Here is a 22651-nt window from a genome sequence, read left to right as displayed (position 1 = left end):
AGGATGCTATCGCGGGCAAGCCTCGCTCCTACAAGAGCCGAATTCTTCTGTAGGAGCGAGGCTTGCCCGCGATCAGCGCGAAGCGCTGGCTGTTTCTCTTTATTGAGATAAAAGTCTCTTTATTGAGACTCTTCGATCCCCAGCGCCGCCATTTTCTTGTACAGGGTCGAGCGCCCCAGCCCCAGGCGCGCCGCGGCTTCGGGGACCTTGCCGGCGCATTGCGCCAGGGTCGCTTCGATCAACTGCCGGTCGAAACGTGCCCGGGCGGCGGCAAAGGTCTCGGCGGCCGGTGCCTCGGTGACTGGCGCGCTGGCCGGGCGTGGCACCGGGCTGAAGGTGCCGATGGCCGCGCGCAGGTCGGCGGCGTTGAGGGTCAGGTCGTCGCTGAGCAGCGCGGCGCGTTCCAGCACGTTGCGCAGTTCTCGGATATTGCCCGGCCAGGCATGTTGGCCGAGCAGGGCCAGGGCGTCGGCGGCCAGTTCGTGCTGGCTGCGCAGTTCCTCGAGGATGGCTTCGCTCAGCGCCGGCAGGTCGTCCAGGCGTTCGCGCAGCGGCGGCACCTGGATCGGCAGGACATTGAGGCGGTAGTACAGGTCGGCGCGGAATTCGCCGCGCTTGATCGCCGCTTCCAGGTCGGTGGAGGTGGCGGCGATCACCCGCACATCGCTCTGGATCACCTCGTTGGAGCCCACCGGCTCGAACTCTTTTTCTTGCAGCACCCGCAGCAGCTTGCTTTGCAGGGGCAGGGGCATGTCGCCGATCTCGTCGAGAAACAGCGTGCCGCCCTGGGCGATCTGCAACTTGCCGGCGCGGCCCTTGCGGTCGGCGCCGGTGAAGGCGCCGGGCGCGGTGCCGAAGAACTCGGCCTCCAGCAGGGCCTCGGGAATCGCCGCGCTGTTGATGCTGACAAAGGCCTTGTGCGCCCGCGGCGACGCCGCGTGGATGGCCTGGGCCAATAGCTCCTTGCCGGTGCCGGTCTCGCCTTGCAGCAGCACCGGCGAGTCGGTGCTGGCGCTGCGTCGGGCGCGGCGCTTGACCTCCAGGCTGGCGGCGCTGGTGCCGATGAAGTGGGCGAAGTTGTATTTGGTTTGCCGCGCCCGCAACAGCGAGCGGGTGGAGGCCAGTTCTTCCTGCATGCTCAGGTAGCGCTTGAGCATCGGCGACAGGCTGCGCAGCTCGTCGAACAGGGCGAAGCCGATGGCGCCGATCACCGCGCCGGCGTGGTCGTGGATCGGCAGGCGCATCACCACCAGCGGGTCCTTGGGGGTGTCCTGCATGTCCAGCAGGATCGGCCGCCCGGTGCGCACCACTTCGCGCAACAGGCTGCCGGGGATCACGCTTTCGCAGGCCTTGCCGATGGCGAACGCCGCCGACTCCAGGCCGAAGCGCCGGGCGTAGCGTTCGTTCATCCAGACGATATTGGCGTCGCGGTCGACGATCACCGTGCCTTCGCTGGATTGCTCGATGATCTCGAACAGCGAGCGGATCGCCAACCGGCGAACCCGCTGGTAGTCCTTGAGGCTTTCGGTGTCGTTCATGGGCAAGGTCCTGAAGGGAGCGCGGCGCCGATTATGCCGGGAATCCCCGCGCCCACGCGACCATCACCGCCGCCCACCCTGTAGGAGCGAGGCTTGCCCGCGATAGGCCTTATGCGGTGCACCTGCAAGACCGCGGCGCCTGGATCGCGGGCAAGCCTCGCTCCTACAAAGGGGTTAGCCGGGTCAGGCCGGGTGGGCGGCGGCCAGCAGTTCCCGGGTGTAGGGGTGCTGCGGCGCTTCGAACACCTGGTGGCTGGGGCCGCGCTCGACCACCTTGCCGTCCTTGATCACCAGCATGTCGTGGGCCAGGGCGCGGACCACCGCCAGGTCGTGGCTGATAAACAGGTAGGTCAGGCCGTGCCGTTCCTGCAACTGCCGCAACAGCGCCACCACCTGTTTCTGCACGGTGCGGTCCAGCGCCGAGGTCGGCTCGTCCAGCAGGATCAGCGCCGGCTTGAGCACCAGGGCCCGGGCAATGGCGATGCGCTGGCGCTGGCCGCCGGAAAACTCGTGGGGGTAGCGGTGGCGGCTGGCCGGGTCCAGGCCGACTTCTTCCAGGGCGCGGATCACCTGCTGCTCGCACTGCTGGGCGGTGGCGTGGCTGTGCACCTCCAGCCCTTCGCTGATGATCTGTTGCACCGACATGCGCGGGCTGAGGCTGCCATACGGGTCCTGGAACACCACCTGCATCTGCTTGCGCCACGGCCGCAGCTGCTTCTGGGTCAGGCCATCGAGCGCCTCGCCCTGGAAGCGGATGCGGCCTTGAGAGTCCAGCAGGCGCAGGATCGCCTGGCCCAGGGTCGACTTGCCGGAGCCGGATTCGCCGACGATGCCCAGGGTCTTGCCCCGTTGCAGGCTCAGGCTGATGCCGTCCACCGCGTGCAGGTAGTCCTTGCGCCGGAACAGCCCGCCGCCGATCGGGAACCGCACGTTCAGGTCGTCCACCTGCAGCACCACTTCGCGTTCGTCCCGGGGCAGGGCTTCGCCTTCCGGCTCGGCGTTGAGCAGCACCCGGCTGTACGGGTGTTCGGGGGCGGCGAACAGGGTGGCGCAGTCGGCCTGCTCGACGATCTGCCCGGCCTTCATCACGCACACCCGCTGGGCGATGCTGCGCACCAGGTTGAGGTCGTGGCTGATCAGCAGCAGCGACATGCCCAGGCGCTGTTGCAGGGATTTGAGCAGCAGCAGGATCTTGCGCTGCACCGTGACGTCGAGGGCGGTGGTCGGTTCGTCGGCGATCAGCAGTTCCGGTTCGCAGGCCAGGGCCATGGCGATCATCACCCGCTGGCGTTGGCCGCCGGAGAGCTGGTGTGGATAGGCCTTGAGCCGCTCCTCGGGCTTGTGGATGCCTACCAGATGCAGCAGTTCGAGGATCCGCGCCTGGGCTGCCTTGCCGCCCAGGCCCTTGTGCAGCAGCAGGGTTTCGCCGATCTGTTTTTCGATGCTGTGCAGCGGGTTCAGCGAGGTCATGGGCTCCTGGAAGATCATGGCGATGCGGTCGCCGCGGATCGTGCGCAGGGTGGCGTTGTCGGCGCCCAGCAGCTCCTGGCCCCGGTAGCGGATGCTGCCGCTGCTGTGGCTGTCGCAGTCGGGCAGCAGTTGCAGGATCGAGTGGGCGGTCACCGATTTGCCCGACCCCGATTCGCCGACCAGCGCCAGGCACTCGCCGGGGCGGATGTCCAGGCACAGGTCGCGCACCACTTGCTGCGCGCCGAAGGCGACGTCGAGGTGGCGGATTTCGATCAGGTTGTCAGTCATTTCAGTCTCTGCTGGCTCAAGAACGTGGATCGAAGGCATCGCGCAGCGCCTCGCCGATAAACACCAGTAGCGACAGGATCAGCGCCAGGGTGAAAAACGCCGTCAGCCCCAGCCAGGGCGCCTGCAGGTTCTGCTTGCCCTGGCCGATCAGTTCGCCCAGGGACGCGCTGCCGGCGGGCATGCCGAAGCCGAGGAAGTCCAGGGCGGTGAGGGTCGAGATCGCCCCGGTGAGGATGAACGGCAGGTAGCTCAGGGTGGCGTTCATGGCGTTGGGCAGGATATGCCGCACGATCACCTTGCGGTCGTTGAGGCCCAGGGCGCGGGCGGCCTTGACGTATTCCAGGTTGCGCCCGCGGAGGAATTCGGCGCGCACCACGTCCACCAGGGCCAGCCAGGAAAACAGCGCCATGATCCCCAGCAGCCACCAGAAGTTCGGTTCGACGAAACCGGAAAGGATGATCAGCAGGTACAGCACCGGCAGCCCCGACCAGACCTCCAGCAGACGCTGGCCCAGCAGGTCGACCCAGCCGCCGTAGTAGCCTTGCAGCGCGCCGGCGGCGATGCCGATCAGCGCGCTGATGAAGGTCAGGGCCAGGGCGAACAGGATCGATACCCGGGCGCCATAGATCACCCGGGCCAGCACGTCGCGGGCCTGGTCGTCGGTGCCCAGCCAGTTGACCGTGCTGGGCGGGCTCGGCGCCGGGCGGCTGAGGTCGTAGTTGGGCGTGTCTTCGCTGAAGGGAATCGGCGGGAACAGCAGCCAGCCGCCGTCCTGGCGGATCAGCTTCTGCACATAGTCGCTGCGGTAGTCGGCCTGGAACGGCAGTTGCCCGCCGAACTCCTGCTCGGTGTAGCGCTTGAACACCGGGAAATACAGCGAGCCCTGGTAGCTGACCACCAGCGGTTTGTCGTTGGCGATCAGTTCGCCGCCGAGGGTCAGTAGGAACAGGCCGACGAACAGCCACAGCGACCACCAGCCGCGGCGGTTTTTCTTGAAGCGCTCGAAGCGTCGGCGCGCCAGCGGGGAGAGCTTGAGCATCAGGCGTTCCTCGCGGCGAAGTCGATACGCGGGTCGACCAGGGTGTAGCACAGGTCGCCGACGAGTTTTATCAAGAGGCCGAACAGAGTGAAGATGAACAGCGAGCCGAACACCACCGGGTAGTCCCGCGACACCGCGGCCTCGTAGCTCATGCGCCCGAGGCCGTCGAGGGAGAAGATCACCTCGATCAGCAGGGAACCGGCGAAGAACACGCTGATGAACGCCTGGGGAATCCCCGATACCACCAGCAGCATGGCGTTGCGGAACACATGGCCGTACAGCACCCGGCGCTCGCTCAGGCCCTTGGCCCGGGCGGTGACCACGTACTGGCGGGTGATCTCGTTGAGGAAGGAGTTCTTGGTGAGGATGGTCAGGGTGGCGAAGCCGCCGATCACCAGGGAGGTCACCGGCAGCACCAGGTGCCAGAAGTAATCGGCGATCTTGCCCAGGGTGCTCAGTTGCTCGAAGTTCTCCGAGACCAGCCCGCGCACCGGGAACCAGTTCAGCGAGGTGCCGCCGGCGAACACCACGATCAGGAACATGGCGAACAGGAAGGCCGGCATGGCGTAGCCGACAATGATCGCGGTGCTGCTCCAGATGTCGAAATGGCTGCCGTGGTGCACCGCCTTGCGAATCCCCAGGGGAATCGACACCAGGTAGGTGATCAGCGTCGCCCAGAGCCCGAGGGAGATAGTCACCGGCATCTTCTGCAGGATCAGCTCGGTGACCGTGGCGCCACGGAAGAAGCTCTTGCCGAAGTCCAGCCGGGCGTAGCTCTTGAGCATCAGCCACAGGCGTTCGTGGGCCGGCTTGTCGAAGCCGTACTGTTTCTCGATGTCCTTGATCAGTTGTGGGTCGAGGCCGCGGCTGGCCCGCGAGTTGCCGCTGATGCCATCGCTGGAACCGCCGAGGTTGCCGCCACCGCCGATGCCTTGCAGGCGGGCGATGGCCTGTTCCACCGGGCCGCCGGGGGCGGCCTGGACGATGGCGAAGTTGACCAGCAGGATGATCAGCAGGGTCGGGATGATCAGCAGCAGGCGCCGCAGGATATACGCCGGCATCAGTGCGGCCCTCCGGGCTTGCCGCGCTGGATGCGCTCGGCCGCCATCTGTTCGTTGGTCAGGGGCGTGCGGCTCATTTCCCACCAGCTCTCGATGGCTTCGTCATTGCTCGCGGGAACGGCCGGCATGCCGAAGCGGTTCCACCACACGGTCGAGGTGCCCGGCGGGTAGTAGTTGGGAATCCAGTAGTAATTCCATTGCAGCACCCGGTCCAGGGCATGGGCGTAGCGCAGCATCGCCGGCTGGGTGGTGGCCCTGACCAGGCCGGTGATCAGGCTGTCGACCGCCGGGTTCTTCAGCACCATCAGGTTGCTGGAGCCGGGATCGTTGGCCGCCGCCGAGCCGAAATAGTTGTACAGCTCCAGCCCCGGCGACGTAGTCACCGGGTAGCCGGTGACGATCATGTCGTAGTCCCGGGCCATCAACCGGTTGACGTACTGCGACGCATCGATGCGGCGGATTTCCAGGATGATGCCGATCTGCGCCAGGTTGCGCTTGTAGGGCAGCAACAGGCGCTCGATGCCGTTCTGGCTGTTGAGGAAGGTGAAGCGCAGCGGCTCGCCGTCGGCATTCACCAGCTGGTCGCCATCGGGTTTCCAGCCGGCTGCCTCGAGCAGGGCCAGGGCTTGCAGCTGCTTGTCGCGGATCAGGCCGCTGCCATCGGTTTTCGGCGCCTCGAAGACCTTGTCGAAGACCTCGTCGGGAACCTGGCCGCGCAGCGGTTCGAGGATTTTCAATTCCTCGGCGTCGGGCAGGGCCCGGGCGGCCAGGGCGCTGTTGGAGAAGAAACTCTGCTGGCGGATGTACAGGTCGCGCATCATCTGCCGGTTGCTCCACTCGAAGTCCCAGAGCATGGCCAGGGCCTGGCGCACGCGCCGGTCCTGGAACATCGGCTTTTGCAGGTTGAACACGAACCCCTGCGCCGGTTGCGGTGCCTCCCTGGCCAGGTGGGCCTTTTGCAGGCGGCCGTCGTCGAGGGCCGGGCCGGCGTAGCCGATGGAGAAACCGGTGGCGGAAAACTCGCGGTTGTAGTCATAGGCGCCGCCGCGCAGCACCTGGCGGGCGACGTCGGTGTCGCCGAAGTACTCGATACTGAAATGGTCGAAGTTGTACAGGCCGCGGCTGACGGGCAAGTCCTTGCCCCACCAGTCGGCATCGCGGGTGAAGGTGATGCTGTTGCCGTTGTCGACCTTGCTCACCTTGTACGGGCCGCTGCCCAGGGGCGCTTCATAACCGCCGCCGCCGGCGAAGTCGCGGTTCTTCCACCAATGCTCGGGGAGCACCGGCAGGCTCGCGATATCCAGGGGCAGGGTGCGGTTTTCGTTGCTCTTGAAATCGAAGCGGATCACCCCTGGCGACTCGACCTCGAGGTCTTTCACGTCGGCGAACTGGGTGCGGTAGCGCAGGCTGCCCTGGGTCATCAGCAGGTTGTAGGTGTAGCGCACGTCTTCGGCAGTGATCGGCGTGCCGTCGGCGAAGCGGGCCTTGGGGTTGAGGTAGAAGCGCAGCCACAGGCCGTCGTCGGCTCGCTCCATTTTTTCTGCTACCAGGCCGTAGACGGTGTAGGGCTCGTCCAGCGAACGCTGGGCCAGGGGTGAATAGATGTAGCCATCGAGCTGCGAGACGCCGATGCCCTTGTCGATATACGGCAGCACATGGTCGAAGCGGCCGATCTCGATGGCCGAGCGACGCATGCTCCCGCCCTTGGGCGCCTGGGGGTTGGTGTAGGCGAAATGACTGAAGCCGGCGGGGTACTTGGCCGGTTCGCCGTAGACGGTCAGGGCGTGTTGCGGCGCGGCACCGGCACTCGTGACCCCCAGCAGCAGGGCGAGGGCGGTGAACATCACGGAGGGGAAAAGCAGTCGCATTGTCAGCCTTAAGAGCCGGGTGATCGAGACCACGATTTGTACGCTACCGGCGCGCTGCTGACCAGCGCGGGCGGCGGCCCAGACACGACGGCCCACCAAAGGGCGGGCCGTCGTTCATGCGCATCGCGACAGGATCAGTCCTGGCGGCTGGTGACTTCCAGCAGGTGATAGCCGAACTGGGTCTTCACCGGGCCCTGCACGACATTGACCGGGGCGCTGAAGACCACGGTGTCGAATTCCTTGACCATCTGGCCCGGGCCGAAGGAGCCCAGGTTGCCGCCATCACGGCTGGACGGGCAGGTGGAGTTCTTCTTCGCGACTTCGGCGAAGTCGGCGCCGGCTTCGATCTCGGCTTTCAGTTCGTTGCACTTGGCTTCGCTGGCAACCAGGATGTGACGGGCAGTGGCTTTGGCCATGGGGTGTTGCTCCTTTCAAGAAAGTGGTGAGCCTACCGGATTGTGTAGCCTATTTCTCGTCAAAGTTCCGTCAAGGCATTGCAGCGCTTGACGGTCGGTAATCCTGGCCTGTAGCCGCTGTCGAGCCCTGGCGAGGCTGCGATCGACTGCGGAGCAGGCGCCAGACCTGACGACGCGCTGTGCCTGACGGACCGCGCCGCCTGCGTTGCGGCCGCTGCGCGCCCGATCGCAGCCTCGCCAGGGCTCGGCAGCGGCTACAGAGAGAGCAGAGACGGGGGCGGAATCAGGCGGATGCCGGGATCTCTTGCCGGCTGTCGCGCAACTGGCGGGCGGCATTACGCAGCAGGTGCTCGGTGGCGTCCCAGCCCAGGCAGCCGTCCGTCACCGAAACCCCGTAGCGCAGCTCCGCGCTCAGCGGCTGGCAGCCCTCGAACAGGTGGCTTTCCAGCATCACCCCGACCAGGCTCGCATCGCCCTGCAGGCGTTGCGCCAGCACCTCGTCGAACACCGCCGGTTGGCGCAACGGATCCTTGCCGCTGTTGGCGTGGCTGCAATCGACCATGATTCGCGCCGGGATCTTCAGCTTCTGCAAGTCGTGCTGCACCTGGGCCACGCTCTGGCGATCGTAGTTCGGGCCGCGATGGCCGCCACGCAATACCAGGTGGGTGTCCGGGTTGCCCGGGGTCTGGATCACCGCCGGATGGCCCTGGCTGTCGACGCCGAAGTGGCGGTGCGGGTGCGCCGCCGAGCGCATGGCGTCGCAGGCGATGCCGACGCCGCCGTCGGTGCCGTTCTTGAAGCCCACGGGCATGCCCAGGCCGCTGGCCATTTCACGGTGGATCTGCGATTCGGTGGTGCGGGCGCCGATGGCGACCCAGCTCAGCAGGTCGTCGAAGTAGCCGGCGGCCATGGGTTGCAGCAACTCGGTGGCGATCGGCAGGCCCAGGCGCAGCATTTCGCGCATCAGTTCCCGCGACAGGGTCAGGCCGCCGGCCATGTCGTCGCTGCCATCCAGGCGCGGATCGTAGGCCAGGCCTTTCCAGCCAACGGTGGTGCGCGGTTTTTCGACATAGGCGCGCATCACCAGCAACAGTTCGTCGCCGAGCTCGGCGGATAGTCGGGCAAGGTGGCTGGCGTATTCCAGGGCGGACTGGGGATCGTGGATCGAGCAGGGGCCGACGACGACCAGCAAACGGGAGTCTTCACCGTTGAGGATGGCGCGCACCGCCTGGCGATGGGCGGCGACTTGCTGGCTAAGGGCCAGGCCGAGCGGCAGTTGCTGCTTGAGTTCCAGCGAGCTGGGCAGGCGCTGGCTCAGGGTTTCGTTGGCGCAGGTGCGGGTGGACAGTGGCAGAGCGGATACGGACGAATTCATGTTCAAGGCTTCCTGGGCGGGCGGCGGGTCTGATTCCCGCGCGCGGCCCTACTGGGGTGTTCGACAATTGGCCGGATTGATGCAGCTGTGTTTGCCACCAGCAGGTGACCGGTCGGAGGCGGCAGGCTGTCCCGAACGGAAGCTGCTAAATCGCCAGGCGGAATAAGTGTCGTAACGGTAATAAGTGGCGTAGTTCATGGGGTGAATCCTCGTTAAGTCGGTGTGTTGCTGAAAGTCGCGGTTAAAAATCTTGGGTCCAGAAAAACGAAACCCCCGGTCGGGAGGCCGACCGGGGGTGAGATTTTCTCTGGTAGGCGACCCGTTCAAGTGGGCGCCGTTTGGGTATCAGGCGCGCCAGTGGCTAAACCAATACCCAAAATAAAAGCTGACGGTCGCGCTGGCGTTTTTCACCCAGGCAGCCGCACCCGAGCGCGAGGCGCTGGCGGTGTGACGATGCAGGGAAAAGGTGAGGGACGACATGCGGTTTCTCCGTGAAGTGGGGCGAGCTTACTAGAGGCCGGGGGCGCGGTTCAATCAGAAAATCCTATGGAGTTGCCAGCCGCGGCCTATGAGTTAAGCGCCCGCAGGTTTTATGACACACTCGCCAGGCTCCTTTTTACGCGCTTTCAGGACCCTCCATGACCTCACTGACCCTCGCTGCCGCCCAGGCGGTTTCCATCGCCGGCGACCTGTCGGGCAATATCGCCCGGCACCAGGCCTTCCTCCGCGTCGCGGCGGAGCAGGCGGTGCAGTTGCTGGTGTTTCCCGAGCTGTCTCTCACCGGTTATGAACCCGAACTCGCGGCCGGGCTGGCGCTGTCGCCCCACAGTCCGCTGTTGCAGCCGTTGCGCGACCAGGCTCGGGAGCTGGGCGTGACGGCCGTGGTGGGCATGCCCATTCGCTTGTCGACCGAGGGCCCGCTGTTGATCGGCGCCCTGGTGCTGGCCGCCGATGGTTCGTTGGCGGTGTATAGCAAGCAGCATCTGCATGCTGGCGAAGAGCGGGTGTTTTCCCCGGGAACGGGAGGCGCGCATCTTCAGTTCGCCGAGGATCGGGTCGCCCTGGCGGTGTGCGCCGATTTCTCCCGGGCCAGCCATCCGCGCGCGGCGGCGCAGTCCGGCGCGGGTCTCTACGCCGCCGGAGTGCTGATCAGCGAGCAGGGGTATGCCGCCGACAGTGCCCTGTTGCAGGGCTATGCCGTGGAGCACGGCATGCTGGTGCTGATGGCGAACCACGGCGGGCCGACCGGTGGCTGGGTGTCGGCGGGGCGCAGTGCGATCTGGGGGCCGGATGGCAGGCTGATCGTGGCGGCCGCGGGCACCGGCGACGAGTTGCTGGTTGCCCGGCGTCACGCCGGGCACTGGAGCGGCCAGCGCATGAGGGTCGAAGCGCCTTGAACGGTTTCCAGCTGCGTCCCGCCAACACCCCGGAAGACCTGGCGTTCGCCCGGGACCTGACCCGCAGCACGATGCTGGGTTACTACATCCGCCATGATCTGTTGTGGCTGGATGAAGCCTTCGATGTGGCCTGGGCCGGGCGCGAGAACCTGCTGATCTGCCAGGGCGCCAGGGTGTTGGGATTCATCAGTCTCAGCCGCGATTCCAGGGCCCTGTATATCCGCGAGTTGCATGTGCTCGAGGCCTTTCGCGGCCAGGGCGCCGGGGCCTGGACCATCGAGCGGGTACTGGCGATGGCGCGTGGCGAACGGCGCGGGCTGCTGCGCCTGACGGTGTTCCAGGACAATCCGGCGCAGGCGCTCTACGGCCGCATGGGGCTGAAGGTGGTCGGGGAGGACGAGTGTTTTCTGCGGATGGAGCGCAGCAGTGCGCTGGAGGGGTAGCCGCGGCCGGGGATGACGATCAGGCGGGTGCCTGATCGGGACCCTCGGGGTCGGCCAGGATGATGCCCTCTTTCATACCCAGCAGTACCGCTACCTTGTGCGCTTCTCCGCGTCGTCCTTTCTTGCGGCCTGCCAGAACCTGGTAGGTGGTGGCCGGGTCGACCCCGTGTTCACGGGCGAACTGTTGAACCGATTTACCTTGATGTTCAAGCCAGGCCTTGGCTTGTGCGGCAGTGCGAATACCGGGCATAGTTCAAAACCGTTCAAATGTGTTCAATGCTTGAAGGGTGTAACACCCCTCGGGGTGCATAAAAAAGGATCATACATCCAAATGAGTGGAATCGGTTCGCGGTTAAGACAGGAAAGGGAACGCCTGGGGTTATCGCAGAAAAAATTTGGTGAGGTTGGCGGCGTGGAGGCCAACGCCCAAGGCAGATACGAAAGTGGCGAGCGCGTACCCAAGGCGGACTATCTGTCGCGGGTGGCGGCAAAAGGGGTCGATGTCCTTTATATAGTGACCGGCAAACGGACCCCGACCCGGGCCGAGAACCTCAGCCTGAACGAAGAGAAAATCCTCATCAGTTATCGGGCGCTGTACAAGGAGGACCAGGATGCCATCGGGCACCTGACCCACACCCTTGCCGAGCGCTCGGTCTGCAGCCTGTCGAAAAGCAAGGCGGACGTCCGAGAGCCTTAGGGCAGGGCGCTCACAGCACATTCACGCCACGCCGGACAGTGCTGTCGGACAGGCGCTTTTATATGGCGCTTGGCATTAGGTCAGCACGCTGCTTTTTTGCTAAGGTGTCCGGCAACCTATAAAGACCATATCGCGAGGTGTCTGCTTGATTAGGGTGCTAGTAGTCGATGACCATGATCTCGTTCGTACAGGTATTACACGAATGCTGGCTGACATCGATGGCCTGCAAGTGGTCGGTCAGGCCGAGTCAGGGGAGGAGTCCCTGCTCAAGGCCCGGGAATTGAAACCCGATGTGGTCCTGATGGACGTCAAGATGCCCGGGATCGGCGGTCTTGAAGCCACGCGCAAATTGCTGCGCAGTCATCCGGATATCAAAGTCGTGGCCGTCACCGTGTGCGAAGAAGATCCGTTCCCGACCCGCTTGCTGCAGGCCGGCGCCGCGGGTTACCTGACCAAGGGCGCGGGCCTCAATGAAATGGTGCAGGCCATCCGCCTGGTATTTGCCGGCCAGCGCTACATCAGCCCGCAGATTGCCCAGCAGTTGGTGTTCAAGTCATTCCAGCCTTCCAGTGAATCGCCGTTCGACGCCCTGTCGGAACGCGAGATCCAGATCGCGCTGATGATCGTCGGCTGCCAGAAAGTGCAGATCATTTCCGACAAGCTGTGCCTGTCCCCGAAAACCGTGAATACCTACCGTTACCGTATCTTCGAGAAGCTCTCGATCAGCAGCGATGTCGAACTGACGTTGCTGGCGGTCCGCCACGGCATGGTCGATGCCAGCGCCTGATAATGACCGAGCCGTTTGATCCGAGTGCTTTTCTCTCCACCTGCAGTGGCCGTCCCGGCGTGTATCGCATGTTCGACAGCGATGCGCGTCTGCTCTACGTCGGTAAAGCCAAGAACCTGAAGAACCGCCTGGCCAGCTATTTCCGCAAGACCGGCCTGGCGCCCAAGACCGCCGCCCTGGTGGGGCGCATCGCGCAGATCGAAACCACCATCACCGCCAACGAGACCGAAGCCCTGCTGCTCGAGCAGACGCTGATCAAGGAATGGCGGCCGCCGTACAACATCCTGTTGCGCGACGATAAGTCCTATCCCTATGTGTTTCTGTCCGATGGCGAGTTTCCGCGCTTCAGCATCCATCGCGGGGCGAAGAAGCAGAAGGGCAAGTACTTCGGCCCGTACCCCAGCGCCGGGGCCATCCGCGAGAGCCTGAGCCTGCTGCAAAAGACCTTCATGGTCCGCCAGTGCGAGGACAGCTACTACCGGAACCGCACCCGGCCGTGCCTGCAATACCAGATCAAGCGCTGCAAGGCGCCGTGCGTCGGCCTGGTGGAGTCAGAGGTGTACGCCGAGGATGTGCGCCACTCGGTGATGTTTCTCGAAGGTCGCAGCAATGCCTTGACCGATGAACTCTCGGTCGGCATGGAGCAGGCGGCCAGCACCCTGGACTTCGAGAAAGCAGCCGAGCTGCGCGACCAGATTTCCCTGCTGCGGCGGGTGCAGGACCAGCAGAGCATGGAAGGCGGCAGTGGCGACGTGGATGTGGTCGCGGCCTTCGTCAACCCGGGCGGCGCCTGTGTGCACCTGATCAGCGTGCGCGGCGGCCGGGTGCTGGGCAGCAAGAACTTCTTTCCCCAGGTGGGCATCGAGGAAGAGGTGGCCGAGGTCATGTCGGCCTTCCTCGGGCAATATTTTCTCAGCAGCCCGGAGCGCGACCTGCCGAGCGAACTGATCGTCAACGTGGTCCATGAGGATTTCCCGACCCTGATCGCCGCCATCCAGGAACTGCGCGGCCGCGAGCTGAGCATCAGCCACCGGGTGCGCGGCACGCGGGCGCGCTGGCAACAACTGGCGGTGACCAACGCCGAGCAGGCGCTGAGCGCGCGCCTGGCCAACCGGCAGCATGTGGCGGCACGCTTCGAAGCCCTGGCCGACGTGCTGAACCTGGACGAGCCGCCGCAGCGTCTGGAGTGCTACGACATCAGCCACTCCAGCGGCGAGGCGACCGTGGCTTCCTGCGTGGTGTTCGGCCCGGAAGGGCCGTTGAAGTCCGATTACCGGCGCTACAACATCGAAGGCGTAACCGCGGGCGACGACTATGCGGCGATGCACCAGGCCCTGACCCGGCGCTTCAGCAAGCTCAAGGACGGCGAGGGCAAGCTGCCGGACATCCTGCTGGTGGATGGCGGCAAGGGCCAGCTGTCCATGGCGCGCGATGTGCTCAACGAGCTGGCGGTGCCCGACCTGATCCTGCTGGGCGTGGCCAAGGGCGCGACGCGCAAGGCCGGCTTCGAGACTCTCTATCTCAACGATGCCGCCCACGAGTTCACCCTCAAGGGCGACTCGCCGGCGCTGCACCTGATCCAGCAGATCCGCGACGAGGCGCACCGGTTCGCCATCACCGGCCACCGCGCGCGCCGCGGCAAGACCCGCCGTACCTCGACCCTCGAAGGCGTGGCCGGCGTCGGCCCCAAGCGCCGCCGCGACCTGCTGAAGCATTTTGGTGGATTGCAGGAGCTGTCTCGGGCAAGCATCGACGAGATCGCCAAGGCACCGGGGATCAGTAAAAAGCTCGCCGAGTTGATTTATGCAAACCTGCACAGCGAGTAGGGCGCCGACTCGCTGACGGATGAGGCCAGGCTCAATGAGTACAAGGGCTTGGCCACTACGCGCACCTGAACAATCTCCATCAAGATAATCACAGGCGAAAAGTTTTTCGCGACATTCTGGAGCCTGTATTGGGCAGCCATGAACGGGTGGTCGTGGGAGACGTCCTCGAGCAGGAACGCTGATTTCCCGGGCTCTTTAGTGTCTCTCCAGGCGTTTCTCAAGGAGGGGCTTTGCTAAGGCTTTGGGAAGGTCGTCTACGTTCTACTTGGTGGCTGTGCTGGGTGACCTTGTTGTGGTGAGGCTTGGGGTTCAAGGCTCAGAAGGGTCCGTAGTGCACTTCTTCAAGCGATCCGTATCAGTACCGCCCCCTGGGCTGGTATCAATATTGCCATTCAGGTCGAGGTAAATATTCGTCCTTCGCCATTTAGGGGTGATATTGACGCAATGGTTGCGGCCCGTATCGCTCCACCAATAGAACTCCATAAAGAACTCATCATCTGGAAAGACATGTCCAAAGTCGGTGGTCGCTTCTCCGGGGGGTAGTCCTCCGCGCCCGCTCCGATAAATTCTATGCTGCGTATTCCATGTCACCGAAAGCTTCTCTTTTCCCTCCTTGGAGTAATGAACAGTCACCACCGGGGTCGCTACTTTCAAAAACACAAAGGGTGTCAGCAGTAGCAAAAAGAAAATGCCAAAAATGTACCTGTACTTAATGGGTTTTACATTTGTGGACACGGATACCTTCCCCCCATTCCTTTGGTTGTACTGCAAGAACTTCGTCCATGATCATCTTTGCCGTGATGCCTCCGCTGGGGTGTTGCTGATAGAGCTTCACGCCGATGCTGATGGATAGGCGGTCAGCATCGTCCCATGCTCTCATGCCTTCGATATTCGCTGAGCGATGCGGCCCGGGCCGTTTCCATTCTGCTTTAGGTTTGTCATACATCTCTTCAACCTTCCGAGCAGCGTCCGACCCTATCTGCTCTATACCTGCACCATCAAGCAGGACACTTTCAGAAAGGCCTCCAGCCACCAGAAGCGCAAGCAATGGCTGTCGTGCCGTGGCCGGGAAGAGGGCAGAGGTGTTTGTCGCCCAGGCGAGCAGAAGAAAGCATCGATGCATCATCCTTGTACGTTGGTCGATCCCTAGGGCGCTATGGCTCGTTGCAGCGCTGCGCGAGGCTACCAAGGGGTACAGGGCAATGCTTTAGGGGGATTCTGAATGTTGAGGAGGCTTTCGAGAGCCTGGCAGAAACAAACGCAGGTTCTCTCATGGCTCAAGCGCCGAGGCTTTAACGCGGTCCTGCGTGGAGGCTAATCGCGTTTGCACAGGCCTCTGAAAGCGGGCCTTTGAGGGGGTATGCAGGGTTGGATATCCGTAGGAACACTGTTAGACATGGCCTGCAGGAAGCTCGTAGAATGCGCATGGCCTGCCTCAGCCGGGCGTTTTCTGAGTAGAATGCCAACTCACCTCGTAGCCAGTTGTGCCGATGAATATCCCTAATCTGATCACCGTTCTACGCGTTCTGCTCATCCCGATCTTCATTTTGCTGTTTTACCTGCCGTACACCTGGAGCTACATGGCCGCCAGTTCTGTCTTCGCGTTCGCCGCGGCCACCGACTGGCTCGACGGCTACCTGGCGCGACGCCTGGAGCAGAGCACGCCGTTCGGGGCCTTTCTCGATCCGGTGGCGGACAAGCTGATGGTGGCGGTGGCCCTGGTGCTGCTGGTGCAGGAACACGGCAACCTGTGGCTGACCCTGCCGGCCGCGGTGATCATCGGGCGCGAAATCGTGGTTTCCGCCTTGCGCGAATGGATGGCCGAGCTCGGTGCCCGCGCCCAGGTGGCGGTGTCCAACATGGGCAAGTGGAAAACCGCGGCGCAGATGCTGGCGCTGGTCATCCTGCTGGCCAACCCACCGGCGTTCACCTTCTGGGTGTTGCTGGGGTATGCCTTGCTGCTGATCGCGGGAGGGCTCACCCTCTGGTCCATGCTGCAGTACCTGCGGGCTGCCTGGCCTCATCTGAAGACTGATGTGGAAAAGAAATAAAACTTTTTTGAATCAAGGGGTTGACGCAGTTTCGAATTTCTATAGAATGCACACCACCAAGACGCGGGAATAGCTCAGTTGGTAGAGCACGACCTTGCCAAGGTCGGGGTCGCGAGTTCGAGTCTCGTTTCCCGCTCCAAGCATAGCGCTGCAGGATTCAACCGAATGCTGCAGCGATCGCAAAAAGGACCTTCGGGTCCTTTTTTCGTTCCGGCGTAAAAGTGGCCGGAACTCTGCACCCACCGAGCGATAGGCGCCAGCGCCCCTATGGCGTCGGTGGCCCCCTGCGATATCGATGGCCGGACCGTTCGGCCGCCACGCTTGCCTCTCTTCTTTCTCCTGCCTTCTGTCCGACGGGTGTGCTGCGCCGCCGTTTTCCGCTCGGCGCAGCGCGCCATTTGCGCGCGGGCCGCTTCGCCGCAAAAAAAGGTTGACCTTCCCAAGGTGTCAAGTCGGATAACCGCAACGCAAGCGGTTTCGCCTCGGCGAATCCAGGTCGAATCAAGCCCGGGAAGGCACAATGATGACAGTCAATCGCGTAACTCTTTTCACGGCGACCCTAGGCGTCGCGCTCGTTCTCGCTGGGTGCAAGGACACACGGCCTGCGGCCTCTGCCGCGCAACCGCCAAGTGTCCCGGTGGCCGAGGTGGTCGTGCGGCCGGTGACGCCCTTTGTCGAGTACACCGGTTCGCTGACCGCGATCAAGCAGGTCGAGTTGCGTCCGCGGGTGGCGGGCTACATTCAGGAAGTCAGCGTGCCCGAGGGCCGCTACGTGGAAAAAGGCAGCCGGCTGTTCCTCATCGACCCGCGGGTTTTCCAGGCGGCGCTGGATGCCGCCACGGCGCGTCTGCGGGAGGCCGAAGCGGCCTCGATGCTGGCCCAGGCGGACCATGCCCGCGCCGAACAGCTGTTCGCCAGGAAGGTGGTGGCCCGTGAGCGCCTGGACTCGGCCATCGCCTCGCGCAAGGCGAGCAAGGCCCAGGTCGACGCCGCCAGGGCCGCGCTGGATGCCGCGCAACTGGACCTGAGCTTCACCCGCGTCACCGCGCCGATCAGCGGGCGGGTCGGCCGCACCCTCGTCACCGAGGGCAACTACGTCACCAATGGCGTCACGCCGCTCACCACCATTGTCTCGACCGATCCGCTGCATGTGTATTTCGATGTCGACGAGCGCACCTACCTGCGCTCGCTCGCGCCGAGCCGGGCCAAGACGGCCGCCGAGGCGCCCAGGGTGATGGTGGCGTTGCTCACCGACCAGGGCCATTCGCGTCCCAGCCGCCTGGACTTCCTGTCCAACACCGCCGATCGCGGGACCGGGACGGTGCGGGTCCGCGCGCTCGTCGACAACCCCGATGGGCAATTGACCCCCGGGCTGTTCGCCCGGATCAGGCTGGAGACCGGCGAGCCGCAAGAGCAGGTGCTGATTTCCGACCAGTCGATCGGCACCGACCAGGGCAGCCGCTACGTGCTGGTGGTCGGCGAGGATGACAAGACCCAGTACCGGCCGGTGGAGCCCGGCCCGATGGTCGATGGCCTGCGGGTGATCAGGCAGGGCCTGCGGCCGGGCGAGCGCATCGTGGTCAAGGGCCTGGTCCGTCCGGACATGCAGATCACGCCGCAGATCGCCGAGATCGACGGGACGCCTGTCGACCTGGGGCAGACCGTGGGGGTGGCGCCATGACCTTCCCTCGCTTCTTCATCGATCGCCCGATCTTCGCCATCGTGCTGTCGATCCTGATGATGATTGCCGGCATCGTCGCGTTCTTCCAGTTGCCGCTCAGCGAGTACCCGGCGGTGACGCCGCCGACGGTGCAAGTGACCGCTTCCTATCCGGGGGCCAATCCCAAGGTGATCGCCGAAACGGTGGCGGCGCCGCTCGAACAGGCGATCACCGGGGTGGAGGGCATGCTGTACATGGCTTCGCAGTCGGCCACCGACGGCCGCCTGATCCTCACCGTTACCTTCGCCCAGGGGACGAATGCCGACATGGCGCAGGTGCAGGTGCAGAACCGCGTCTCGCGGGTGCTGTCGCGCCTGCCGGAAGAAGTGCAGCGCCAGGGCGTAGTCACGCAGAAGACCTCGCCGGACATCCTGATGGTGGTGCACCTGCTGTCGCCGGACAAACGTTACGACCCGCTCTATATCTCGAACTACGCCTATCTGCAGGTGCGCGATGAGTTGTCCCGCCTGCCGGGCATCAGCGATGTCCTGGTGTGGGGCGCGGGCGAATACAGCATGCGCCTGTGGCTCGATCCGGACCTGATTGCCGCTCGCGGGCTGACCGCCGGCGAGGTGATTGCCGCGGTGCGCGAACAGAACGTGCAGGTGGCGGCCGGTTCGGTCGGCCAGGCGCCCGATTCCACCGCCGCCTTCCAGGTCACGGTGAACACCCTGGGCCGCCTGAGCGACGAGGAGCAATTCGCCGACATCATCCTGCGCATCGGCGACAACGGTCAGGTGACGCGCCTGCGCGATGTCGCGCGGATCGAGATGGGCGGCGATGCCTATGCCTTGCGCAGCCTGCTCGACGGCGAACCGGCCGTGGCGTTGCAGATCATCCAGAGCCCGGGGGCCAACGCGCTCGATGTGGCCCAGGCGGTGCGGGACACCATCCAGCGCCTGGAAGCCGATTTCCCGGCCGGGCTCAGCTCGCGGATCGCCTATGACCCGACGGTGTTTGTCCGCGCCTCGTTGCAGACGGTGGCCACCACCTTGCTCGAGGCGATCCTGCTGGTGGTGGTCGTGGTCGTGGTGTTCCTGCGCAGCTGGCGGGCGTCGCTGATCCCGCTGCTGGCCGTGCCGGTGTCGCTGGTCGGCACCTTCGCCGTCATGCACCTGATGGGCTTCTCGCTCAATACCCTGTCGCTGTTCGGGCTGGTGCTGTCGATCGGCATCGTCGTCGACGACGCGATCGTGGTGGTCGAGAACGTCGAGCGCCACATCGAGAATGGCGAGGCGCCCACGGAGGCGGCACGGCGCGCCATGGACGAGGTGACCGGCCCGATCATCGCGATCACCTCGGTGCTCGCGGCGGTGTTCATCCCGACCGCTTTCCTGAGCGGCCTGCAGGGTGAGTTCTATCGCCAGTTCGCGCTGACCATCGCCATCTCGACCATCCTTTCGGCGGTCAACTCGCTGACGCTCAGCCCGGCGCTCGCCGGCTTGCTGTTGCGTCCGCGCCACGCCGCGACACCGGCGCCGGCGCACAGCCTGCGGGGCCGTGCGGCGCGGGCGCTGCAGACGCTCGGCCGGCCGTTCCAGCAGGCGCCGCAGGCCTATGGCAACACGGTGCGCAAGGTGGTGCGGGTCAGCGCGGTGGCGCTGCTGGTCTACGCCGGGCTGCTCGGGCTGACCTTCCTCGGCTTCAAGGCCGTCCCGCCGGGCTTCGTGCCGATGCAGGACAAATATTACCTGGTCGCCATCGCCCAGCTGCCGAACGCGGCCTCCCTGGACCGCACCGAAGCGGTGGTCAAGCAGATGTCGAACATCGCCCTGGCCGAGCACGGGGTCGAAAGCGTGGTGGCGTTTCCCGGGCTGTCGGTCAATGGTTTCGTCAACGTGCCGAACGCCGCGGTGATCTTCATCATGCTCGACCCGTTCGAGGCGCGCACCAGCGCCGACCTCGGCGCCGTGGCCATCGCCGGGCGCCTGCAAGCCCGGTTCGCCGGGATTCCCGACGGCTTCCTCGGGGTGTTCCCGCCACCGCCGGTGCCGGGCCTCGGCGCCACGGGCGGGTTCAAGATGCAGGTCGAGGACCGCGGCGGCGCCGGGCTCGAGGCCCTGGCCCGGCAGACCCGGTTGCTAATGCTCAAGGCCAACGAGTCGGGGCAACTGGCCGGGCTGATGACCAGTTTCGACATCAACGCCCCGCAGCTCGACGTGGTGGTCGACCGGACCCAGGCCAAGAGCCAGGGCGTGCACCTGGCGGACGTGTTCGAGACGCTGCAGGTCTATCTCGGCTCGCTGTACGTCAACGACTTCAACCGCTTCGGCCGCACCTACAAGGTCACGGCGCAGGCCGACGCGGATTACCGCATGCAGGCCGAAGCCATCGGCCGCTTGCAGGTGCGCAACGCGGCCGGGGCGATGCTGCCGTTGTCCTCGTTCGTCACGGTCACGCCGGGCTCCGGGCCGGATCGGGTGATCCACTACAACGGCTACCCCTCGGCCGATATTTCCGGTGGCGCGATGGCGGGCGTCAGTTCGGGGCAGGCGGTCGCGCTCATGGAGCGCCTGGCAAAGGAGCAGCTGCCGGACGGCATGACCTTCGAGTGGACCGACCTCACGTACCAGCAGAAACTCGCCGGCGATTCGGCGCTGTTCATCTTCCCGCTGTGCGTGCTGCTCGCCTATCTGATTCTCGCCGCGCAATACAACAGTTGGCTGCTGCCCCTGGCGGTGCTGCTGATCGTGCCGATGTGCCTGTTGAGCGCGATCATCGGGGTATGGCTGGTGGACGGCGACAACAACGTCTTCGTGCAGATCGGGCTGGTGGTGCTGGTCGGCCTGGCCGCCAAGAACGCCATCCTCATCGTCGAGTTCGCCCGCAGCCTGGAGGCCGGGGGATCGAGCACGCTGGAGGCGGTCGTCGAGGCCTGCCGCTTGCGCCTGCGGCCGATCCTGATGACCTCGTTCGCCTTTATCGCCGGGGTCGTGCCGCTGGTCCTGGCCAGCGGCGCCGGGGCCGAGATGCGCCAGGCCATGGGCGTCGCGGTGTTCGCCGGGATGCTCGGGGTGACGCTGTTCGGCCTGTTCCTGACGCCGGTTTTCTATGTGTTGGTGCGTAGGCTGGCGGCGCGCTTCGAGCGGCCCGCCCGGCAAAGGCTGACGCGCCTGGAGGAGAGCCACCCATGAACGCTCGCAACCCGAAAGTCCTGCTGCCGCTCGCTGCGTTAGTCCTGTTGGCCGGATGCGCGGCGGTGGGCCCCGACTACTCGCCGCCGGCGGCGCAACTGCCCGCCAGCTTCGGCACGACAGCCGCCGGCCTGACCCCGGAAACCGTCGAGGTCCAGTGGTGGCGGGCCTTCGACGAACCGGCACTGACCGGCCTGATCCAGCAGGCGCTGGCGGCCAACCATGACATCGCGCTCGCCGCCGCGCGGCTCGACGAGGCGAGGGCGGTCCTGCGCGAAAGCCGCCAGGAGTTCCTGCCGCGTGGCGGGCCTGCGCTCGGCTATGAGGCGGTGCGGCGCAGCGAGGTGGAGACGCCGGCCGGGCAGCAACGCGAGATCGAGACCTATCGCGGCGCTGTCGATGCGTCCTGGGAAATCGACCTGTTCGGCCGGGTGCGACGTTTGGTGGAAGCGGCCCAGGCCCAGGTGGGCTCGGGCGAGGCGCTGTTGCGTGGGGTGCAGGCCAGCGTCGCCGCCGCGGTGGCGGCCACCTGGTTCGAACTGCGCGGTGTCGAGGCCGAACAGGCGGTGGTCGAGGACATCACCCGCAACCAGCGCGAAAGCCTGGAAATGGTCGAGCGGCAGGTCAGCGTCGGCTCGGCCCATGAGTTCGACCGGCTGCGGGCCGAGGCGCTGTTGCGCAATGTCGAGGCGGTCGCCCCGGGCCTGGAGCGACGCCGTGCGGCATCGAGCAACGCCCTGGCCATTCTCCTGGGCCAGGCGCCGCAGACCTTCAAGCCGCCCGTTGCCAGTTCCGCGGGCGACACCCTGGCGGTACGCACGATCGGTATCGGCGATCCGCTCGGGCTGCTGTCGCGGCGCGCCGATATCGTGGCCGCCGAGCGCAGCCTGGCGGCCCAGACCGCGCGGATCGGGATCGAGACCGCGGGCCTCTATCCGGAGGTCCAGGTGCGCGGTTCGATCGGCCTGGTGGCCGGCCATCTCGACGCCCTGGGCGATGCCGGGGCGACCTCCAGCTTCCTCGGCCCGGTGATTCGCTGGTCGTTGCTCGACAGAGGCAGGGTGCGTGCCCGGATCGCCGCCAGCGAGGCCCGCGCCCGGGAGGCGTTGATCGTCTACGACCAGACCCTGCTGCGCGCCTTGCAGGAAACCGACGATGCCTTCAAGGGCTATGGCGCCGCGGGCCAGACCCTCGAGCTGCGCCTGCTCGAGTCGGCGGCCAACCGCGCGGCGGCGGACCTGGCGCGGGAGCGGTTCATCGCCGGCGAGGGGGTCTACCTGGATGTGCTCGAGGCCGAACGCTCGGACTTCACCAGCCGCCGGGCGCTGACCGTTGCGCGGACCCGCCAGCGCCTGGCCGTTGTCAGCATCTACAAGGCCCTGGGCGGTGGCTGGGAAATCTGCTCGCCGGTGGACCGCAGCTGCGGCACCGCCAGCGGGCCCGCGCCGTTGACCAGGGTCAAGGAAATCGCCGCCGGGCCTTGACCTTCCCCTCTTGGCAAGGTCCAGGCTGTCTCGCACTGATACCTGAAGGAGTAATCC

At 65.3% G+C, this 22651-nt stretch carries 19 protein-coding genes, 1 tRNA gene and 1 pseudogene; 10 read left to right on the top strand and 11 right to left on the bottom strand.

Annotation, left to right across the window (positions count from 1 at the left end):
* Positions 1-119: 119 nt before the first annotated feature.
* From TO66_RS19085 to TO66_RS34000, 8 genes are all read right to left on the bottom strand, one after another.
* Entirely contained in the window at positions 120-1538 is a 1419-nt protein-coding gene (locus tag TO66_RS19085) for a sigma-54-dependent Fis family transcriptional regulator (protein WP_044463731.1), read from the bottom strand.
* A gap of 183 nt (positions 1539-1721) precedes the next feature.
* Positions 1722-3296: an ABC transporter ATP-binding protein gene (locus TO66_RS19080; protein ID WP_044463730.1), complete on the bottom strand. Its 1575-nt coding sequence runs from the start codon at positions 3294-3296 to the stop codon at positions 1722-1724.
* 16 nt (positions 3297-3312) lie between these two features.
* Complete coding sequence (locus TO66_RS19075) at positions 3313-4335, bottom strand: ABC transporter permease (protein ID WP_044463729.1); 1023 nt, start codon at positions 4333-4335, stop codon at positions 3313-3315.
* Positions 4335-5396: a microcin C ABC transporter permease YejB gene (locus TO66_RS19070; protein ID WP_044463728.1), complete on the bottom strand. Its 1062-nt coding sequence runs from the start codon at positions 5394-5396 to the stop codon at positions 4335-4337. The genes TO66_RS19075 and TO66_RS19070 overlap by 1 nt, the downstream gene beginning before the upstream one ends.
* The gene (locus TO66_RS19065; RefSeq protein WP_044463727.1) at positions 5396-7264 is read right to left on the bottom strand and encodes an extracellular solute-binding protein; all 1869 of its coding nucleotides are present in this window, start codon (positions 7262-7264) and stop codon (positions 5396-5398) included. Before TO66_RS19065 ends, TO66_RS19070 begins: the two co-directional genes overlap by 1 nt.
* A gap of 134 nt (positions 7265-7398) precedes the next feature.
* Entirely contained in the window at positions 7399-7680 is a 282-nt protein-coding gene (locus TO66_RS19060) for a peptidylprolyl isomerase (protein ID WP_007924449.1), read from the bottom strand.
* A 283-nt stretch (positions 7681-7963) separates the two neighbouring features.
* A complete protein-coding gene (locus tag TO66_RS19055; RefSeq protein ID WP_044463726.1) occupies positions 7964-9055 on the bottom strand; it encodes a 3-deoxy-7-phosphoheptulonate synthase in 1092 nt (363 codons plus the stop codon).
* 345 nt (positions 9056-9400) lie between these two features.
* Positions 9401-9535: a hypothetical protein gene (locus TO66_RS34000; RefSeq protein ID WP_256240736.1), complete on the bottom strand. Its 135-nt coding sequence runs from the start codon at positions 9533-9535 to the stop codon at positions 9401-9403.
* Between the two features lie 158 nt (positions 9536-9693).
* Here TO66_RS34000 and TO66_RS19050 point away from each other — a divergent pair, with 158 nt between their 5' ends.
* Together TO66_RS19050 and TO66_RS19045 are read left to right on the top strand one after the other, a co-directional pair.
* A complete protein-coding gene (locus tag TO66_RS19050) occupies positions 9694-10452 on the top strand; it encodes a carbon-nitrogen hydrolase family protein (RefSeq protein ID WP_044463725.1) in 759 nt (252 codons plus the stop codon).
* Positions 10449-10895 (top strand): N-acetyltransferase, encoded by a 447-nt coding sequence (locus TO66_RS19045; protein WP_044463724.1) that lies wholly within the window; start codon positions 10449-10451, stop codon positions 10893-10895. Before TO66_RS19050 ends, TO66_RS19045 begins: the two co-directional genes overlap by 4 nt.
* A 19-nt stretch (positions 10896-10914) precedes the next feature.
* On the opposite strand, the gene TO66_RS19040 is transcribed toward TO66_RS19045, so the two are convergent.
* Positions 10915-11145: a DNA-binding protein gene (locus tag TO66_RS19040; RefSeq protein WP_044463723.1), complete on the bottom strand. Its 231-nt coding sequence runs from the start codon at positions 11143-11145 to the stop codon at positions 10915-10917.
* A gap of 81 nt (positions 11146-11226) precedes the next feature.
* On the opposite strand from TO66_RS19040, the gene TO66_RS19035 reads away from it, so the two are divergent.
* The 3 genes from TO66_RS19035 (at position 11227) to uvrC (ending at position 14205) form a co-directional block, all read left to right on the top strand.
* The gene (locus tag TO66_RS19035; RefSeq protein WP_044463722.1) at positions 11227-11592 is read left to right on the top strand and encodes a helix-turn-helix domain-containing protein; all 366 of its coding nucleotides are present in this window, start codon (positions 11227-11229) and stop codon (positions 11590-11592) included.
* A 145-nt stretch (positions 11593-11737) separates the two neighbouring features.
* The gene (gene uvrY / locus TO66_RS19030) at positions 11738-12379 is read left to right on the top strand and encodes a UvrY/SirA/GacA family response regulator transcription factor (RefSeq protein ID WP_009049615.1); all 642 of its coding nucleotides are present in this window, start codon (positions 11738-11740) and stop codon (positions 12377-12379) included.
* A gap of 2 nt (positions 12380-12381) precedes the next feature.
* Complete coding sequence (gene uvrC, locus TO66_RS19025; protein ID WP_044463721.1) at positions 12382-14205, top strand: excinuclease ABC subunit UvrC; 1824 nt, start codon at positions 12382-12384, stop codon at positions 14203-14205.
* A gap of 309 nt (positions 14206-14514) precedes the next feature.
* Here uvrC and TO66_RS32740 read toward each other — a convergent pair whose 3' ends face one another.
* Together TO66_RS32740 and TO66_RS32735 are read right to left on the bottom strand one after the other, a co-directional pair.
* Complete coding sequence (locus tag TO66_RS32740) at positions 14515-14940, bottom strand: hypothetical protein (protein WP_256240728.1); 426 nt, start codon at positions 14938-14940, stop codon at positions 14515-14517.
* Positions 14915-15238: pseudogene (locus tag TO66_RS32735) on the bottom strand (polymorphic toxin type 44 domain-containing protein); the annotation flags it as partial. The gene TO66_RS32740 and the pseudogene TO66_RS32735, both read right to left, overlap by 26 nt.
* Positions 15239-15695: 457 nt before the next feature.
* On the opposite strand from TO66_RS32735, the gene pgsA reads away from it, so the two are divergent.
* The 5 genes from pgsA (at position 15696) to TO66_RS19000 (ending at position 22594) form a co-directional block, all read left to right on the top strand.
* Positions 15696-16256, top strand: coding sequence for a CDP-diacylglycerol--glycerol-3-phosphate 3-phosphatidyltransferase (gene pgsA, locus TO66_RS19020; protein ID WP_044463720.1), 561 nt, complete (start codon positions 15696-15698; stop codon positions 16254-16256).
* Between the two features lie 63 nt (positions 16257-16319).
* A tRNA-Gly gene (locus TO66_RS19015) sits at positions 16320-16395 on the top strand.
* Between the two features lie 384 nt (positions 16396-16779).
* Positions 16780-17937, top strand: a complete 1158-nt coding sequence (locus TO66_RS19010) for an efflux RND transporter periplasmic adaptor subunit (protein ID WP_044466089.1) — start codon at positions 16780-16782, stop codon at positions 17935-17937.
* Positions 17934-21110, top strand: coding sequence for an efflux RND transporter permease subunit (locus TO66_RS19005; protein WP_044463719.1), 3177 nt, complete (start codon positions 17934-17936; stop codon positions 21108-21110). The genes TO66_RS19010 and TO66_RS19005 overlap by 4 nt, the downstream gene beginning before the upstream one ends.
* Entirely contained in the window at positions 21107-22594 is a 1488-nt protein-coding gene (locus TO66_RS19000; RefSeq protein ID WP_044463718.1) for an efflux transporter outer membrane subunit, read from the top strand. Before TO66_RS19005 ends, TO66_RS19000 begins: the two co-directional genes overlap by 4 nt.
* The last annotated feature ends 57 nt before the right edge of the window (positions 22595-22651 follow it).

The organism is Pseudomonas sp. MRSN 12121, assembly GCF_000931465.1.
In the GTDB taxonomy this organism is placed as follows: Bacteria; Pseudomonadota; Gammaproteobacteria; order Pseudomonadales; family Pseudomonadaceae; genus Aquipseudomonas.
The sequence above is the reverse complement of the archived record's forward strand: the minus strand, read 5'-3'. Positions and strand labels throughout refer to the sequence as shown.

Excerpts from the sequence above, each read along its gene's own strand:
- TO66_RS19050 (WP_044463725.1), top strand. The coding sequence starts at position 9,694 with ATGACCTCACTGACCCTCGCTGCCGCCCAGGCGGTTTCCATCGCCGGC.
- TO66_RS19060 (WP_007924449.1), bottom strand. The coding sequence starts at position 7,680 with ATGGCCAAAGCCACTGCCCGTCACATCCTGGTTGCCAGCGAAGCCAAG.
- TO66_RS19005 (WP_044463719.1), top strand. The coding sequence starts at position 17,934 with ATGACCTTCCCTCGCTTCTTCATCGATCGCCCGATCTTCGCCATCGTG.
- TO66_RS19055 (WP_044463726.1), bottom strand. The coding sequence starts at position 9,055 with ATGAATTCGTCCGTATCCGCTCTGCCACTGTCCACCCGCACCTGCGCC.
- TO66_RS19075 (WP_044463729.1), bottom strand. The coding sequence starts at position 4,335 with ATGCTCAAGCTCTCCCCGCTGGCGCGCCGACGCTTCGAGCGCTTCAAG.
- uvrC (WP_044463721.1), top strand. The coding sequence starts at position 12,382 with ATGACCGAGCCGTTTGATCCGAGTGCTTTTCTCTCCACCTGCAGTGGC.
- TO66_RS19085 (WP_044463731.1), bottom strand. The coding sequence starts at position 1,538 with ATGAACGACACCGAAAGCCTCAAGGACTACCAGCGGGTTCGCCGGTTG.
- TO66_RS19040 (WP_044463723.1), bottom strand. The coding sequence starts at position 11,145 with ATGCCCGGTATTCGCACTGCCGCACAAGCCAAGGCCTGGCTTGAACAT.
- TO66_RS19000 (WP_044463718.1), top strand. The coding sequence starts at position 21,107 with ATGAACGCTCGCAACCCGAAAGTCCTGCTGCCGCTCGCTGCGTTAGTC.
- TO66_RS34000 (WP_256240736.1), bottom strand. The coding sequence starts at position 9,535 with ATGTCGTCCCTCACCTTTTCCCTGCATCGTCACACCGCCAGCGCCTCG.
- pgsA (WP_044463720.1), top strand. The coding sequence starts at position 15,696 with ATGAATATCCCTAATCTGATCACCGTTCTACGCGTTCTGCTCATCCCG.
- TO66_RS19065 (WP_044463727.1), bottom strand. The coding sequence starts at position 7,264 with ATGCGACTGCTTTTCCCCTCCGTGATGTTCACCGCCCTCGCCCTGCTG.
- TO66_RS19070 (WP_044463728.1), bottom strand. The coding sequence starts at position 5,396 with ATGCCGGCGTATATCCTGCGGCGCCTGCTGCTGATCATCCCGACCCTG.
- TO66_RS19010 (WP_044466089.1), top strand. The coding sequence starts at position 16,780 with ATGACAGTCAATCGCGTAACTCTTTTCACGGCGACCCTAGGCGTCGCG.
- TO66_RS19080 (WP_044463730.1), bottom strand. The coding sequence starts at position 3,296 with ATGACTGACAACCTGATCGAAATCCGCCACCTCGACGTCGCCTTCGGC.
- TO66_RS19035 (WP_044463722.1), top strand. The coding sequence starts at position 11,227 with ATGAGTGGAATCGGTTCGCGGTTAAGACAGGAAAGGGAACGCCTGGGG.